At 64.9% G+C, this 15,378-nt stretch carries 10 protein-coding genes; 2 read left to right on the top strand and 8 right to left on the bottom strand.

Annotation, left to right across the window (positions count from 1 at the left end):
* The first annotated feature begins 30 nt into the window (after nucleotides 1-30).
* Nucleotides 31-1,173, top strand: a complete 1,143-nt coding sequence (locus FO059_RS01990; RefSeq protein ID WP_143905918.1) for a DNA cytosine methyltransferase — start codon at nucleotides 31-33, stop codon at nucleotides 1,171-1,173.
* Between the two features lie 4 nt (nucleotides 1,174-1,177).
* Here FO059_RS01990 and FO059_RS01995 read toward each other — a convergent pair whose 3' ends face one another.
* The 8 genes from FO059_RS01995 to FO059_RS02030 all read right to left on the bottom strand — a co-directional run bounded on the left by FO059_RS01995 (nucleotide 1,178) and on the right by FO059_RS02030 (nucleotide 11,207).
* Nucleotides 1,178-1,927: a DUF6339 family protein gene (locus tag FO059_RS01995; RefSeq protein WP_143905920.1), complete on the bottom strand. Its 750-nt coding sequence runs from the start codon at nucleotides 1,925-1,927 to the stop codon at nucleotides 1,178-1,180.
* On the bottom strand, nucleotides 1,924-2,826 hold the full coding sequence (locus FO059_RS02000; RefSeq protein WP_143905922.1) for a hypothetical protein: 903 nt from the start codon (nucleotides 2,824-2,826) through the stop codon (nucleotides 1,924-1,926). The genes FO059_RS01995 and FO059_RS02000 overlap by 4 nt, the downstream gene beginning before the upstream one ends.
* A gap of 2 nt (nucleotides 2,827-2,828) precedes the next feature.
* Nucleotides 2,829-4,703, bottom strand: a complete 1,875-nt coding sequence (locus tag FO059_RS02005) for a hypothetical protein (protein ID WP_143905924.1) — start codon at nucleotides 4,701-4,703, stop codon at nucleotides 2,829-2,831.
* Complete coding sequence (locus FO059_RS02010; protein WP_143905926.1) at nucleotides 4,700-5,728, bottom strand: PD-(D/E)XK motif protein; 1,029 nt, start codon at nucleotides 5,726-5,728, stop codon at nucleotides 4,700-4,702. Before FO059_RS02010 ends, FO059_RS02005 begins: the two co-directional genes overlap by 4 nt.
* Nucleotides 5,725-7,275, bottom strand: a complete 1,551-nt coding sequence (locus tag FO059_RS02015) for a Z1 domain-containing protein (RefSeq protein WP_168226571.1) — start codon at nucleotides 7,273-7,275, stop codon at nucleotides 5,725-5,727. The genes FO059_RS02010 and FO059_RS02015 overlap by 4 nt, the downstream gene beginning before the upstream one ends.
* Nucleotides 7,276-7,339: 64 nt before the next feature.
* Nucleotides 7,340-8,374 carry an IS30 family transposase gene (locus tag FO059_RS02020; protein WP_143905932.1) on the bottom strand — a complete coding sequence of 345 codons (1,035 nt, stop codon included), beginning with the start codon at nucleotides 8,372-8,374 and terminating at the stop codon, nucleotides 7,340-7,342.
* A 33-nt stretch (nucleotides 8,375-8,407) separates the two neighbouring features.
* Nucleotides 8,408-9,424, bottom strand: coding sequence for a hypothetical protein (locus tag FO059_RS02025; RefSeq protein WP_143905934.1), 1,017 nt, complete (start codon nucleotides 9,422-9,424; stop codon nucleotides 8,408-8,410).
* Nucleotides 9,425-10,172: 748 nt separating this feature from the next.
* Nucleotides 10,173-11,207: an IS30 family transposase gene (locus FO059_RS02030; protein ID WP_143905932.1), complete on the bottom strand. Its 1,035-nt coding sequence runs from the start codon at nucleotides 11,205-11,207 to the stop codon at nucleotides 10,173-10,175.
* 104 nt (nucleotides 11,208-11,311) lie between these two features.
* Here FO059_RS02030 and FO059_RS02035 point away from each other — a divergent pair, with 104 nt between their 5' ends.
* Nucleotides 11,312-15,370 carry a DEAD/DEAH box helicase gene (locus tag FO059_RS02035; protein ID WP_143905936.1) on the top strand — a complete coding sequence of 1,353 codons (4,059 nt, stop codon included), beginning with the start codon at nucleotides 11,312-11,314 and terminating at the stop codon, nucleotides 15,368-15,370.
* Nucleotides 15,371-15,378: the final 8 nt, after the last annotated feature.

The raw sequence follows: 15,378 nt of genomic DNA on the forward strand, positions 1-15,378 counted from the left end.
GCCGAGTCGCCAGCCGGCTATGCTCGGACCATGTCGACGGCGGATGATGCGGAACTCACCGAACTGGAGAACCCGCGCATCGTCGATCTGTTCGCAGGCCCGGGCGGGTTCGACGTCGCGGCGCATTGGCTGGGGGTCCCCTCGATCGGCGTCGAGTTCGACGCTAACGCGTGCGCAACCCGCAATGCGGCCGGACTGCAGACGCGGTTCGAAGACGTCACGAAGGTGCACCCCGAGGAGTACCTCGACTGCAACGTGCTCGTGGGCGGCCCGCCGTGCCAGACGTTCACGGTGGCCGGCCGCGGAGCCGGCCGTAGGGCGCTGGATGATGTGCTCCAGCTGGTGGGGATGCTTGCAGCCGGGAAGATCGATGAGGCGTTGGCCGCGGCTGCGAAATTCTCGGATCCGCGAACCGGTCTGGTGCTCCAACCGTTGATCTGGGCGCTTATTCGGCATCGCATCGGCAAACCCTACGAGGCGATCGTGCTCGAGCAGGTGCCGGCAGTCGAGCCCGTGTGGCATGCAATGGCGGCGGTGCTCCGCGGCATCGGTTACGGGGCTTCTGCGGAGGTGCTCAAGAGCGAGCAGTTCGGAGTTCCCCAGACCCGTCGCCGCGCAGTCCTCATCGCACGCCGAGGGTTCCCGAGCAGCGCAGTGCGGTTCCCTGAGCCGACCCACGAGGCATTCGATAGACGTCGGGAAGCGGGGGGTGAGGATTTCCTCTCGATCTTCCGGAAGTTACAACCGTGCGTCTCGATGAGAGAAGCGCTGCAGTTTGATCTGCAGTATCGGATGCCGTTCACCGTCGTATCGAACTACGGCTCGGGTGGCGATCCTCGAAACAGGGGGCGACGCACCTCTGACCAGCCGTCGTTCACCATCACCGGCAAAGCGTCTCGCAACAAGATCGTCTTCGACAACGGGGTCGAGACGCGGTTCACCCAACTCGTGTCGAGCTGCCTCCAGTCATTCCCGCATGACTACCAGTGGGAGGGCGGCGACATCTCCCAGCAGATCGGTAATGCAGTCCCTCCGCGTATGGCGGCCCACGTTCTCAATGCGGTGCTAGGCCGGCCGTCGTGGGCGGTGGACGATGTATTCTTCCGTGAGGTTCAGAAGTCGTGGTTCTCGCGGAAGCCGACCGGGATGGTCCCAGTGGGCGTCGAGGCCTGACGAGTCAGACGCCCACTGCGCTGAGCGTTTCGCCGATCGTTCGGCGTAGCAGGGCTTGCAGTTGTGTCTGCTCCAGGGTCTCGAACCGCATGAACCAGCCGAGTCGTAGCACGCGCTTCATGAAGTCACGGAAAACGTCGCGGTTCCTTCGTTGTGCCTCGACTTCATTCCAGACGGTGATGATCGCGCGGACGAGAGCAGGGCTCGCGCCGATCGAGTTGCGGCGCTCGTAGATCTGGCCGAATGCCTCGCCGCCGATACGGCCCAGGTCGGCGTACGGGTCATCCGCAGAAGAGTCGTGGATGAGCTGGGCCCGCCACCAGAGCCGACCGAAGACATGACGCGTGAGATCGGTGCCGAGTGCGCGGTCGCGGACCGGCTCGGGGAACCGCCAGACGAGGACGTCCGGTAGCAGGATCAGGGCGAGGAAAGCCCAGACGCCTCCTGCGGCGGCCTCGGCCGGCGCAAGGCCGGATTCGCGGTGCAGATGCCGCGCGACGGCGAGATCGAATGACTCTCTTGCCTGCACCTTGGGCGGTTCCGGGAACCCCGCATTCTTCGCGTGCCGGAGTACGGACTCGCGTAGCGAGTCGAGCTGTTCGGCGCCCGCGCGTAGTCCGCCCGTCGCCACGTAGACCGCGCTGTCGTCTTGGACGGAGGCTTTCTTCTGCAGGTCTGCAAGGGAGGCGCCATGGATCTCCTCGAAGCGTGCTTCCGCGATGTTCGGGAGCAGGCGAGGGTAGAGAATGCTCATCGGACCTCCGAGAAAACGCGCACGGCGTCGTGCACTTCGTCTGCGAACATCGCGGGCTGCGAATCCCGCCTCCGTCGTATGCTTTTGTAGTCCTCATCAGGAAAGATGCGGTGCATCACCCCCTGCAGCATCCGGCCGATGCTTCCTTCGGGATAGTCGATCGAGGAGTCGAGTTCCTCGATCGACAAAGCATGCTCGATGAGCACGCGGGTCACATCGGCATGTGCTGCGGACAGCAGCACCGCATCGGCGGTCGTCGGGTCACCCGCGTTCCTGAAGGCGTGTGCGACGGCGTCGATCGATTCATTGATGTAGAGCATCAGTGAGCCCATGGCGGCGGAGTCGGGGTTGCTGCCGACCGACACGGACCACGGTGTGCCCAGCGGGAATGTCGTGACGGCGAAGTCGACCATTGCGACAGGGAAGAGCGGTGCGTCGTCCTCCAGAACGATGCGGAATTCCTCCGACCACAGCTCTGAACCCGGCAGATGGGCGGTGAACGGCTCAGGGGTTGAGACCTGTTCGGCGAGGACGATGGCCGTGCGCAGTGTGAGGGTGCCCCCGAGGTCCTCACCCCTCAGATGGGCGTCCACCTGGAGGTTGGCGATTCCGTCAAGGCCGGGCAACTTCTCTCGAAAGCAGCGCGACCGTTGGTGCGAGCCCGACGACTCCCACACGACCGCGAGCAACAAGGCGGCGTCCGTGGGGAGCCCCGACTGTTCCCGGAGCTTGGACAGGTCGATGCGCACGTCGCGTGCTATGGCGAGGTCGGTGTTGTAGTCCCAGCCCGGCAGTGCGATCGGCCCTTCGTACGTGCGCCCCGCCGCGGTGACCAGCCACGCGCTCGGATCTGCGCACTGCTGGTCGGGGCGGCGATACGGGAAGACTGTCCGTGCCAATGTCAGGCCTCCGCTCTGTTCGCCGTGATGGCGATGGATGTGCCGGCGTCCGGTGCCGGCGCGACGAGGAGAAGCCGTGGGGAGTCGTCTCCCGGGTGCGTGAGCTCCTGCAACGATGTGAAACCGCCGCCGTCCTCGCGCGTCCACCCGACGACAGTCGGGACGGCGGCGCCGGCGGGAGCATCCTTCTCTCTGGCGCCGGGCAGCGTGACGGAGAGCTTCGCACTTACAACGACCTCGTCGGAGCAGCTCACGCGAAACTTCTGGATGACGACCAACCGGCCGGAATGCTCTCCGAACACCGGATCGCCGTCGTACGAGACGCGTGGACGGGAGGTGGCTGCGCGATGCCGTGCGGTGGTCTGAGGCGCACCGGCACCATTCGATCCAGACTTTCCGGTCTCGGCCCCCGCACGGCCGGAATCGCCCGCGACCACAGGTTGCGGTGAGGCTCCCGCTACGAGATCCGCGAATCGACGACTGACATCGCCCAGCGGTACGGATGCGGCGGCTCCTGCCGGTGCGTCCGCCACGGGTTCGATGTAGGTGTTGGCCTGCTCTTTGAGCCGAGTGAAGGCGACCCGCACGAAGGTTCGGGCATGGCCCTCCAGGTTGGCCGGCACCCAGTCGTCGTGGGTTGGCGGTTCCGCCTGGGCGAAAACGTCGTCCACCGCGTCGTCGGCGCGGAAGACGCCCGCGTAACCGACGCTTCCCGAACCGGTTTGCGGACCGCGGTGGTACTTCACCACCAGCTCCGGACTCCTCATCAAGCAGATGTGGTTGCAGGTCCTGCCGAATCCGTTCTCCTCTGCCAGGTCAGAGGCCTCGAAGTGCTGGGAGAACCGCTTGTCGATATGGGCCTCGCCCAACAGCTTCTTCGGCCGGAGCGCGCGGATCTCGGTGCTCTTCCCCTCCTTCAATGACCGGAATGCGCTGACGAACATGTGCAGAGGGGAGGTCTGGGCCGGGTCGGGGATGTTCACGTCGGCACCGTTGCGGTGCACCGTGAACAACATGGCAGGCTTCGGTTGCTGTGTGTGGGTGATCATCTTGGGCCAGAGGTTCCACGCGATCGCGTCCGCCATCCACCGTGCGGCACTGTCGGCACTGCGGTCTTCGTCGTCCTCGTCGAAGTCGAGGATCGGATCGATGATCGAGATGGTCGTACCCGTCTCTTCGCCTGTGAATTCGCGCAGCCCCAAGGACCTCGCGACCCTGTCGGCCTCGTCGTCGATCAGCGGCTCGAGTACCTCGCCCGACGTGTCCCCCCACCAGTGTCTGCCGGTGAAGCGGCATCCGGACTCCCCCTCGCCCTGCGTGTAGCTGTACCACAGGCTGCAAACGATGAGGCGGGTCTGAAACCGTCCTCGGCCGACACGGCAACGCGTGTAGATGAGCACTGTTCCGCAACGGGAGAGGAGAAAGAATATGCCCTTGCCGAAACCGTACGTGCCGCCGCCGAGGTCCACGTTGCGTGGCTCGCCCGCGTTGCGGACGAAAGCGACGAAGTCGTTGTCGGTGGTCACCGCATTGTCGGCGCGCGTCGGTCCGCCGAGGCCGCGAGTGCCGCGATCGGTCACTGACAAGACGCGGATCCGGTTCTGCAAGGACTTGCGCAAGGGCAGCTGATCGTTTGAAGGGGCGCCACGCAGGAGCGTGTCGCGCCAACGCGGCGCCACGGTGGTGCTCAGTTCTTCGAGATCGATCGTGAAACGGACTTGATGCCCTCCCAATGCGGCATCGGAACTGTTCTGGGCGGCCTCGCGTACCAGCACTGTGAGCATGTTCAGCGCTGGCCGCCCGAGCTGGTTCCTGATCCCCTCCGCGGTGGACGCGCCACTCGGAGGGAACGGCTGGGAGTGCCATCCGATGCTCATCGGTCTTCCTCCAGGTGCGATGCGACCAGCTGGTCGAGAACGTACTCGGGATCGGTGCGAAAGTCGTGACCCGTGGGAAGCGCGATCGAGTACGAAACGTCGACGATGCCATCCGCGTCTGCAGGATCGGCGAACTGATCACGGGTCAAACGTGGGAAGCCATCGCGCACGGTGTACCAGGAGTCGGACACGATCTTGTAGCGGGTGACCGAGTACAACTCCGCGTGTGCAGCCGAGTACCCGGCCGCTGTGAGCCGGGACATCAACTCCGGCGGGTCGTCGGTGGCCTGCTCCGCTCGAGCGACGAGGTCGGGCAGAGCGTCGCCTGCCGGGCCCGACTCGACTTCGTCGACCTCGAGGTACCGGAGGAAGAGCTGTCCGCCGGAAGGAGGCGCAAGCTGATCGATGCCGTGGACCCGTGTCGTGCGTGCAGTTCCGGCGATCGCAGTCTTCACCTCGAGGGCTATCGCGGATGTGGTGAAGTCGTGCCGCGCGCTCAAGGGGCCCGCCCAGGTCATCACCGACGACGGGCTGCGCTCCAGCAGCTCCAGGAGAGTGATGAGCTCACCGGCAAGCCCGATGCGCGCGGACCGCGGCAATACGCCGTCGGGTGTTGAGAACAGTCCCCGCCACTTGCGTACCACGGAGTTCATGGCGGCGATGGCCCTTGTCGGCGTGGAATTTATCGCGTCGAGGATGTCGCGGCACAGGTCGGTGAACAAGTCGTGGTAGCGCGGGTTCTCGCAGCAGACGTCGGCATAGCGGACGAACGAGGTCTTGTCCTCCAATGACAACTCACCGATCGAGATGTTCGCCCCGTCGGCGGTGCGGCCGATGCGCTGCTTTCGAGACAGGGGCACGAGGAGATGACGCCGCATGGAGCGGTCGACGGCCGTCAAGATCGGTCCCTGACCGATGCGCAGATCGATGTCGTAGGTGCGGATGCGATCGTGACCGCCGGCGACCTGGGATTCCAGCAGTGTCCACCCCTTCGTCAAACGGCCTGGCCCGGTCGGAGCGGTCATGGCAGTTCCTCGTGCTCGAGTGCATCGAGTTCGGCATCGTCGATCTCCTCGATCTCGATGCCCGAGAGGTCCGCGCTGACGTAAGTGTGCTTGGCCTGCGAGTCCTCGCCATCGGCCGGAGGGAACACCAGGCCGAATCCGACCAGGTCGTCGGGGGCGTCGAGTGCGACGCGCTTCGTTCCGGACGACGGACGCTTCGAGTTGGGTGCGGAGTCTTTGTCGATGACGTATAGGACCAGCAGCCCGGTGTGGGGAAGCTGCACGCGGCGCAGCGTGAAGATCTCCTCCTCGGTGAGCGGCTGTTCCTTGCTCACCTTGCTCAGGTTGAGATCGAGTGCTGCGTCCCGACGGCTCATAAGCGTCTTTATGTCGACGACGTCGCCTTCGAGACGCGAGCGGACGACCCTGCCCGGTGCGATGCCGTGCCCGAGGTCGACTGTCGCAGATGGATCGCCCGTGGGCTTCCCGACGATCGCGATATTCCAGGTCAGCAGCTCGGATTGGCGTACTCGCTTCTCGATGTACTCGATGAGTACGTCGTTGCTGCTCTCGAAAGACTCGGGATGGTACGAGTATTCCCGCAGGAATCGGGTCACGGCCTTGTATCCGGCGTTCCGCCAAAGGTAGCGGGAGTGTCGCCCGTCGGCTTCGACGCGGATGTGATCGGCGTCGAGTGAACTGATCAGTCCACGGAGCGCCGACAGGTTGTCCTCGACGGCGCTCGGGGAGACATCGAAGAAGTGCGTCTGGATCCGGCGTCCGCCGAACGCCGAGTAGACCTCGACGGCGTCTGCCATCTTCGCAGCGGATGTCACGAGGAGTGAAGGGTGTGTGCGGATACGGACGGCGAACGACGTCGGGGTGTCATTGCCGGCCATGTAGCGATCGATGTCCCTGCGGATCTCCGTCTCCACGGTGGCGAGGTGACGGAACCAGCCGCGGAGTTCTTCCGTGAGCCAGATGCGCGGCAGATCCTCGTAACCGCTGCGGTACCCGAACCAGCGGGCCATCTGCAGGAGCGAATCGTAGGCGGAGACCGACCGGACGAAGTAGCTCACGGCCAGCCCCTCCAGGGTGAGACCTCGAGAGAGCGTGTTTCCGCCGATCGCGATGGCGACGACCGGTTGGCCCTCGTAGTCCAACCGCTCGCGACTGGTCGCATTGTCGATGATGATGCGAGATTCCGAGAGAACCGAGGGGAGCATCTCGAGCACCTCGTCGAAATCCACGGGCGCGAGCCCGAACTCCCCGGCGGGGACGGCGGCGTTCTCTCGTTTCCACAGACCCTCGAGCTCGCCGAGGATCCGGGGGTCGAGGTCTTGGATGCGGTCTTGCACCGATTCCTGGAACCGGGCGAGCGGTTCGTGGAAGCTCTCGTGCACCGAGGTCTTCACGCTGGTGTGGATGAGCATGGTCGAATGCTTGTTGCCGGTCCTGCGTACGCGACGGGCGGCGGTCGCAAGCCAGAAGTACAGCACCGACGTGCGCAGTGACCCCGTGATGGAGGGGACGAAGCCATCGGCATCGGCGCGAGACGCAGGCCTCACCAAGGGGACCTCGGAATCGTCGATGATCCGGATCATGTCGTACCCGTCGAAGACCTCGGCAGTGTCAACTCGTGGAAGCAATCGGCTCGGCCAGTAGCTTCGTGAACACCTCCCGCGGGGTGAGGAAGCCGAGTACCGCGCGTGGCCGGTCGTTGAGCTCGTCGGCGATCGTGTCCAGGTAGGGCTGGTGGTCGGTGATCTCGATGCCCTTCGGCAGGTACTCGCGGATCAGCCCGTTCGTGTTCTCGTTGGTGCCGCGCTCCCACGGCGAGTGCGGATGAGCGAAGTACACCTTCAGGTCCGTGGCCGTGGTCAGCGCGGCATGCCGGGCCATCTCGGTCCCCTGATCCCAGGTCAGGGAACCGAGGATGTGCCGGGGCATGCCGCTGACCGTATCGATGAGCACATCTGCGAGGCCGTCGGCGTTCTTACCTGCGGGAAGACCGCAGATCAGGGTGAACCTGCTGGTGCGCTCGACCAAGGTGGCGGCCGCGGACTTGCCGCCCTTCCCGATGATCAGATCGCCTTCCCACGATCCAGGAACCCTGCGGTCGGAGGCCTGCTCGGGCCGGTCGTCGATCGAGACCATGCCGACGATCTTCGCGCCGGTGCGCTCGCCGAGCGCCTTACGGGGCTTGCGGCGGGTGCGCTTGGAGCGCAACAGGATCCCGGACTTGGCGAGCTCGCCCTTGGGCAGCGCGTAGATCCACTGGTAGATGGCCTCGTGTGAGATGGTTCGGCCTCCGGCGTCAGGGGAATGCACCATGGTGTCCACGCTGTCGTCGGTAGCTTCACGGTGCAACCTGCCGGCGATCTGGCGGGGCGTGCGTGAGTGGCGCAGATCGGTGCGGACCCGCAGCTCAAGCTGCGGGTCCGCGTCGATCTTGCGGGTCTGTGGTCTGCTACGGCGCCCTCGTGCTGCGCGGTCGGCGGCCACTGGCCGGTAGCCGCCGGCCGCGCTGGCGTTGCGTTTGCGTTCGCGCCAGATCACCGTCGGGTTCCGGCCGATGTCCTCACCGATCTCCGCGTCGGACAGACCGGCCTTGATCCCGACCGCGATCTGCACTCTGTCGTCCAGCGTCAGCTGCCGCCGCCCCAACCCACCACTCCTACCGTGTCACCAGCATCATTGCTACGACGCTATGACACCGCCCTCGTCTTCGGCGTCGAGTGGCTCGCGGCCGAACAGCACCTCATTGCCGAAGTACGGGAACTTCGGCTGGGGGAGGCTGACGATGAAGTCCTTCGGGTACAGGTTCGAAGATGCCGGATCGATGAGGAGGTTCGCGAACGGCGTAGCGGTGTAGCCCAGGTACACGGATTTGGGCAGCGAATCGACGATGTCCATGATGAGCGGATTGATCCGCTCCGTGGCCACCGTCGCCTGGTCGGCTTCGTCGTCGATGATCAGCGTAGGACACTCGCGCAGGTGGTCTTCCGCTCCGCGTAGCCATTCACGGAACTTGCGCAGCACCGTGGCGTTCTTCTTGATGACGCACAGGACCTTCTGCCTGTTGTTCGATGCGAAGTACGAGATCGCGTGCGTCGGGGGCGGCGTGAAGTCGGAGTCGGGGTTGGTGAGTTCGATCCACTGGTCGTGGTGCTCGCCGATGAGATCGTTGCGCAGTCGTACCTGCGTCTGACGCCGGAGGCTGTTGTGGATGCCGGCGAGGACGATGAAAAGCTTGTAGTTGCGGTCTGCGGCCTTGGCGATGACCGCGGTGAAGTTGGTCGTCTTACCCGATTGCACGTGCCCCAGGACGAGTCCCTTGGTACTGAACTCGGGGGTCTTGGGGTGGTCGAGCAGGCCGACGATCTGCGAAGTGCTCTTGTCGAGCTCCTCGAGGGACTCCGCACTCCACCCGCTTTTCTGCAACTTGGAGCGGATGGCGGGCCAGTACTTGTCCTTGCTCTGAGGACCCGTGTACCAGGTGGACCGGCCGCCGACGACGACCGACGGCGCGATGCCCTGCTCCCGAACGGCGAGGGCCTCCTCCTCGTAGCGCTCTTGGACCTTGGTGAGCAGGGCCTCGTCGACACCCCACCTGCGCAACTTCCGGAACGCCTCGCTGGGCGTCTTGTTGGCCAGCTGTTCGAGGAAGTCCTCATAGAGCTCGTCGAGGTCGTCGTCCATGCCCTGTGTCTCCATCGTTCGAGTCGCGTCACGTGTCTTCAACGAGTATCGGTCTTGGACCGGGCTGTCGCATAGCCGGTGTCGGTGTGGCGGGCGTTTTCCGTCTGGAGTGCACTCCGGCAAGCGGCGGTTGTACTTCGTTCGGTCTAATTTTCCGACGCCTTCCGTGACTGCGGTCCCGCTCGAACTCGGCAAAACCTTCGGTGCATTGAATCCTTCTCGGGTTTTGTCGTAGCTCCGGTGCATAATGACGTCCACGAGCTGGAACCGGGCTGATCGGGTAGTCGACTCCGTGTATTGAACACGGGGCAGGTGTCGGATCTCCGGGATGCGGTTCGTGCCCGATCATGTCGACCCTATGCGGGGCTCGCGAGGTTCGGCGGCACTGCCGTCGTCTCCCCGGGAGAGTTCGCAATGTACTGGTGGAGGAGCCCATGAGCAGCTCGAACGACGGTTCGGTGTTGCAGAAGATCGCAGAGCTCTCCGAGCTCGCTCTCGGCACGTACGCGTTCAACCCGGACAGGGTCGAGGAGGATGCGAACGGCGAGCGCCGCATCCATCAGGGGGGATACGGGGATCGGCAGATCTACGAGTTGGTCCAGAATGCGGCGGACGAACTGCGAGACCCGTCGGTGACAGGCGGGCGCATCCATGTGGTCCTTGCCAAGGAGCATCTCTACTGCGCCAATGAGGGCAATCCGATCACCCCGGACGGGGCCGACACCATTCTCCGGATGGGGGTATCGAAGAAGCGGGGGCAGTGTCAACTCGTGGAAGCAATCGGCTCGGCCAGTAGCTTCGTGAACACCTCCCGCGGGGTGAGGAAGCCGAGTACCGCGCGTGGCCGGTCGTTGAGCTCGTCGGCGATCGTGTCCAGGTAGGGCTGGTGGTCGGTGATCTCGATGCCCTTCGGCAGGTACTCGCGGATCAGCCCGTTCGTGTTCTCGTTGGTGCCGCGCTCCCACGGCGAGTGCGGATGAGCGAAGTACACCTTCAGGTCCGTGGCCGTGGTCAGCGCGGCATGCCGGGCCATCTCGGTCCCCTGATCCCAGGTCAGGGAACCGAGGATGTGCCGGGGCATGCCGCTGACCGTATCGATGAGCACATCTGCGAGGCCGTCGGCGTTCTTACCTGCGGGAAGACCGCAGATCAGGGTGAACCTGCTGGTGCGCTCGACCAAGGTGGCGGCCGCGGACTTGCCGCCCTTCCCGATGATCAGATCGCCTTCCCACGATCCAGGAACCCTGCGGTCGGAGGCCTGCTCGGGCCGGTCGTCGATCGAGACCATGCCGACGATCTTCGCGCCGGTGCGCTCGCCGAGCGCCTTACGGGGCTTGCGGCGGGTGCGCTTGGAGCGCAACAGGATCCCGGACTTGGCGAGCTCGCCCTTGGGCAGCGCGTAGATCCACTGGTAGATGGCCTCGTGTGAGATGGTTCGGCCTCCGGCGTCAGGGGAATGCACCATGGTGTCCACGCTGTCGTCGGTAGCTTCACGGTGCAACCTGCCGGCGATCTGGCGGGGCGTGCGTGAGTGGCGCAGATCGGTGCGGACCCGCAGCTCAAGCTGCGGGTCCGCGTCGATCTTGCGGGTCTGTGGTCTGCTACGGCGCCCTCGTGCTGCGCGGTCGGCGGCCACTGGCCGGTAGCCGCCGGCCGCGCTGGCGTTGCGTTTGCGTTCGCGCCAGATCACCGTCGGGTTCCGGCCGATGTCCTCACCGATCTCCGCGTCGGACAGACCGGCCTTGATCCCGACCGCGATCTGCACTCTGTCGTCCAGCGTCAGCTGCCGCCGCCCCAACCCACCACTCCTACCGTGTCACCAGCATCATTGCTACGACGCTATGACACCGCCGGGGCGGTCAGATCGGCCGCTTCGGGGTGGGGGTGAAGTCTGTTCTCTCGGTGTCGAAGGCCCCCCAGTTCTTCAGCAGAACGGGTTCGTTCGGATTCGATGCGGAGTGGTCGGCGCAAGAGATCCTTGCCGCAGTCAACCGGAAACGTAGCACAGAGGGGCTACGGCCGCTGGACGAACTCGGCGAGACCCCGGTCCTCCGCATGGCTCGCCAGATGGACGAGCAGCATGAGTACTCCCGCGACCCGATCCTTCGCAGTCTCATGGAATGGGCGAGCACGGTGGTTCGATTGCCTCTACTGCCGGGTGCGGCGGAGAGACTGGCGGAGGACATCCAGCAGACCTCCCGCTCGCGGTCGGAGGCGCCGTCGAACGGCCGCGAGTTTCCGAACCTGTTCCAGCTGTTCTCGCCGCACGTCGGGACTCTTGTCCTGGAGGACCGACGCACGATGCCTGTGCGGGCCCGGGAGATCCGCGTGGCAGCTGACGGAGACATTGTCGCGATCACGCAGACGCGCAACGAGGGCAAAGTTGCGACCGAGCGATTCAGAGTCTTCTCAGTGGCCCATGACGTCCTCGACGATACGCGCGTACGCGCGGGGGAACTGCACGACCGAGCTACCATCGACGTCTCCTGGGCGGTCCCTGGATATACACGAACGAAGGATTCGCCGTACCTCACCGTGGGGCAGGAGCGGGGTTCCTTCTGGTCGTTCTTCCCTACGAAGTACCCCACGACGTTGAGCGGTGCTCTCAACGCGGCATGGAAGACGAACGAGGACAGGCAGAACCTGCTCGACAGTAGTGAACTCAATGCGGAACTCCTCCAAGTTGCGGCACATCTGGTGGTCGATTCGCTCGGCGCACTTGTGGAACCCTCAGACCCCGCCGCGTACCTGCCACTGATGCCCGGTCGGGCGAAGGAATCCCCGAACTGGGCTTGCAAGACTCTGACCGAGCATGTCTGGCGGATTGCCGTGAGCAGCCCTTCGCTGCCCGATCAGGACGGTGTCCTACGGTTGCCATCGGAATTGCGCATCCACAGGGAGAAGCTCTCGTCCGGCGCGCTCGAGCAATGGCGGGACTACGAGGGGAGGCCGAGGAACTGGGTGCACCACTCCGTCGACGCGCCAGGCCCGCGGCGCGGCAAGATGAACCACATTCTCGATGCCGCCGGGTGCAAGGACGCGGAGCCGGTGCGTACTTGGGTGGAGGCGCTCGTACAGGACGGGACGGCGGCGGCATCGGCGGCGGCGATCCGCGTGTTGGCGCACCTTCTTCGGCATGACTTTTTGGGGGCCGGCAACCCAGTTGCGATGGACGCGCGACGTGCCTGCATCATCCGTACGGAATCCGGCGATTTCGTCGCGCCGATCCCGGGAAGCGTCTTTCGGCGATCGGGGGACGACGGGTTGCAGGACGACCTCGTTTATATCGACCCGGCCGTCTGCGATGAGCCCGACATGCTTCACCTTCTCGATGAGTTGGGCATCCGGGAGTCCGACGCGGAGGGACGGTTTCACAGTGTGCTCGACCAGGGGTTCGACGGCTACACGGCAGATTCGTGGATGCGGTTCTGGGAACTTCTCAACACCGCTGGTGGAGCGGTGCAGACCGGTGAGGTGCAGCGCCGCGTGTCTGAACCCGCGGCCACTCTTCACGTGCGCACCAAGGCCGGCGCCTTTGTTCCGTTGAAGAACGCGATGATGCCGGGCCCCGTCGTGCCGGCCGACGGTTCGCGGGACGCGGCTTTCACGGTCGACATGTCGTTCCACGCGAACGACAGAGGAATCCTGCGCAGCCTAGGTGTGTTGGCGGTGCCCGACCGGAGATACAAGCCCGACGGCGATCCGTGGTTCGAGGACTACCGCACGGCGATGCACGACGAGTACTGCGGGACCCTCGGGGCGACGGATCACCGAATCATGCCGAAGACACTGCGGCTCGAGGGTGGTGAGGTCGCAGGCCCGCTGCACCTGTTCCTGCGCCTGTCGGAAGAAGGGCGGGCCGCATTCCTCAGCGCGATTCCGGATGACGGGCTCAAGGTGAACTGGACCCGCCAGGTGGGTAAGGCGACCGCAAGCCGTGCCCAGGTGGCGTCACCGATCCGGTGGCTGGTCCAGCGGCACGGGTACGTGCAGACCTCCCAGGGCCTGCGTCAGGTGGCGGAAGCAGTGGGCCCGCAGCTGGCCGAGTACTCGGAGTTTCTGCCCGTCGCGAAGATCAGTGATGAGAAGGCGAAGCGCCTGCTCATGCCGATCTCGGTCGAACAGGTCGGCGCTGAGGACTGGTCCACGCTGCTCGACGGAGTGAAGGCGAGCACCGACGACAGGTTCGTCGGTGCGACCTACGCGTTGCTGCTCCGCGTGGCGCCCGATCTGATCATGGAGGAAGAGACCGTCCGCTGCCGCGTCGGGGAATGCTGGGAGCTGCGCCCCGACAACGAGATCGCGCTCGCCAGGTCGCGATCCGAATACGACGAGCTCGTCCGCGAGAGACACCCCGCACTGTTGGTCGACAGGCCGGAGGATGCCGAGCAGGCGGGAGCGATGATCGAGGACTGGGGGATGCTCCCGGTGACCAACGTCATCGAGAAGACGATCCGGTGGGCAGCTGAAGGCCCGCGGATCGAGCTCGGCGACGCGTTTCCGGCGCTGCGGCAGCGTCTCGGCAGTAGTCGGCTTCGCGGTAATTACCTGCAGCGTTGTGGCGAACTCGAGGAGGTGATCCGCACCCCCAACGGAACCAGCCGGAAGTCACTCGGCAAGGCGCTGGAGGGGGACACAGTACTGATCCCGGCGGAGGCGACCGATGAGCAGGCGCTGCTGATCGTTGATCAGAGCTTTGCATTCGGCCTTGGTGCCGGCGGCTGCCGAGCCGTCATCGAGGCCTACCAGCGGCAGTTGGCGGACAAGGTGAACAAAGAGCGGGTCGCCGCCGTCCGTGCCGCTGCCTCAGTGTCGGAAAAGCTTGCGCTCATGCTCGAGACTGCCGAGCTTCGTGAGCTGCTGCCGCAGAGCCTGCTCGACAGTGAGGAGCGTGAGTCCGGCGAACCGAGCCGGCGCCGACTTGCCGAACTCGCATTCCGCAGCTTCGACGATGGAGTCCTGAAGGAGTGTTCGAAGGCGATCCAGGGGCGGTTCCCCGGGGCGCCGAGCCGGTACGACGGCGGCCCAAGTGCGCGGCGGTTCGCAATCGATCTGGGCTTCCCGGATTCGTTCGCCGGAAGCTCAGTACCTGCGCCGCCCGAACGCGTGGTGGCGGCCGGCCCTACGGACTTTCCTTCGCTCCACCACTACCAGGAGGTCATCGCCGGCCGCCTGGTCGACATGCTGAGTTCGCGCTCGCCGCAGCGGGCGATGATCAGTCTTCCCACCGGTGCGGGCAAGACGCGCGTCGCGGCCGAGGGGGTCATCCGATGGATACGGCAATCGGGCATGCCATCAGGTCCGATCCTGTGGATCGCAGAGACCGGTGAGCTCTGCGAGCAGGCGGTGCAGTCCTGGAAGTTCGTGTGGGAGAAGGTAGGCGCGGAGCATCCGCTGGTGATTGATCGTTTCTGGAGTGGGAATTCCGCGACTGCGGTCGCTGACCGGCCGCATCTGGTCGTCGCGACCGACGCGATGCTCGCAGCGCATCTGGATTCGCCAGGCTACGCCTGGTTGCGTACCCCGGCGCTTGTACTCATCGACGAGGCGCACAGTGCCATCTCGCCCAAGTACACGAAGCTGCTCACGAAGTTGGGGCTGACGCATCGGATCACTGAGCGCCACCTCGTGGGGCTCACTGCTACGCCGTTCCGGAACAATGAGGACCTCACGAGGCGGCTCGTGCAGCGGTTCGGCGACCGGCGACTGGATGACGATGTGCTAGGTGATCAGCCGATTGCCCGCTTGCAGGAACTCGAGATTCTTTCGCGAGTCGAGCATGGCGAACTGCCGGGCGTGCAAATGGAGTTGGAAGCGCACGAACTCCAGGATCTGCAGAGCAGCAAAATCAAGGGCTTTCTTCCGAAGAGCGCAGAGCGGCGTATCGCGGAGGACGATGTGCGCAATAAGTTGCTCGTAGATGAGATCGCGAAACTACCCGAAGACTGGGCGGTGTCATAGCGTCGTAG

Origin of the sequence: Tomitella fengzijianii (assembly GCF_007559025.1) — a bacterium.
Taxonomy (GTDB): domain Bacteria; phylum Actinomycetota; class Actinomycetes; order Mycobacteriales; family Mycobacteriaceae; genus Tomitella; species Tomitella fengzijianii.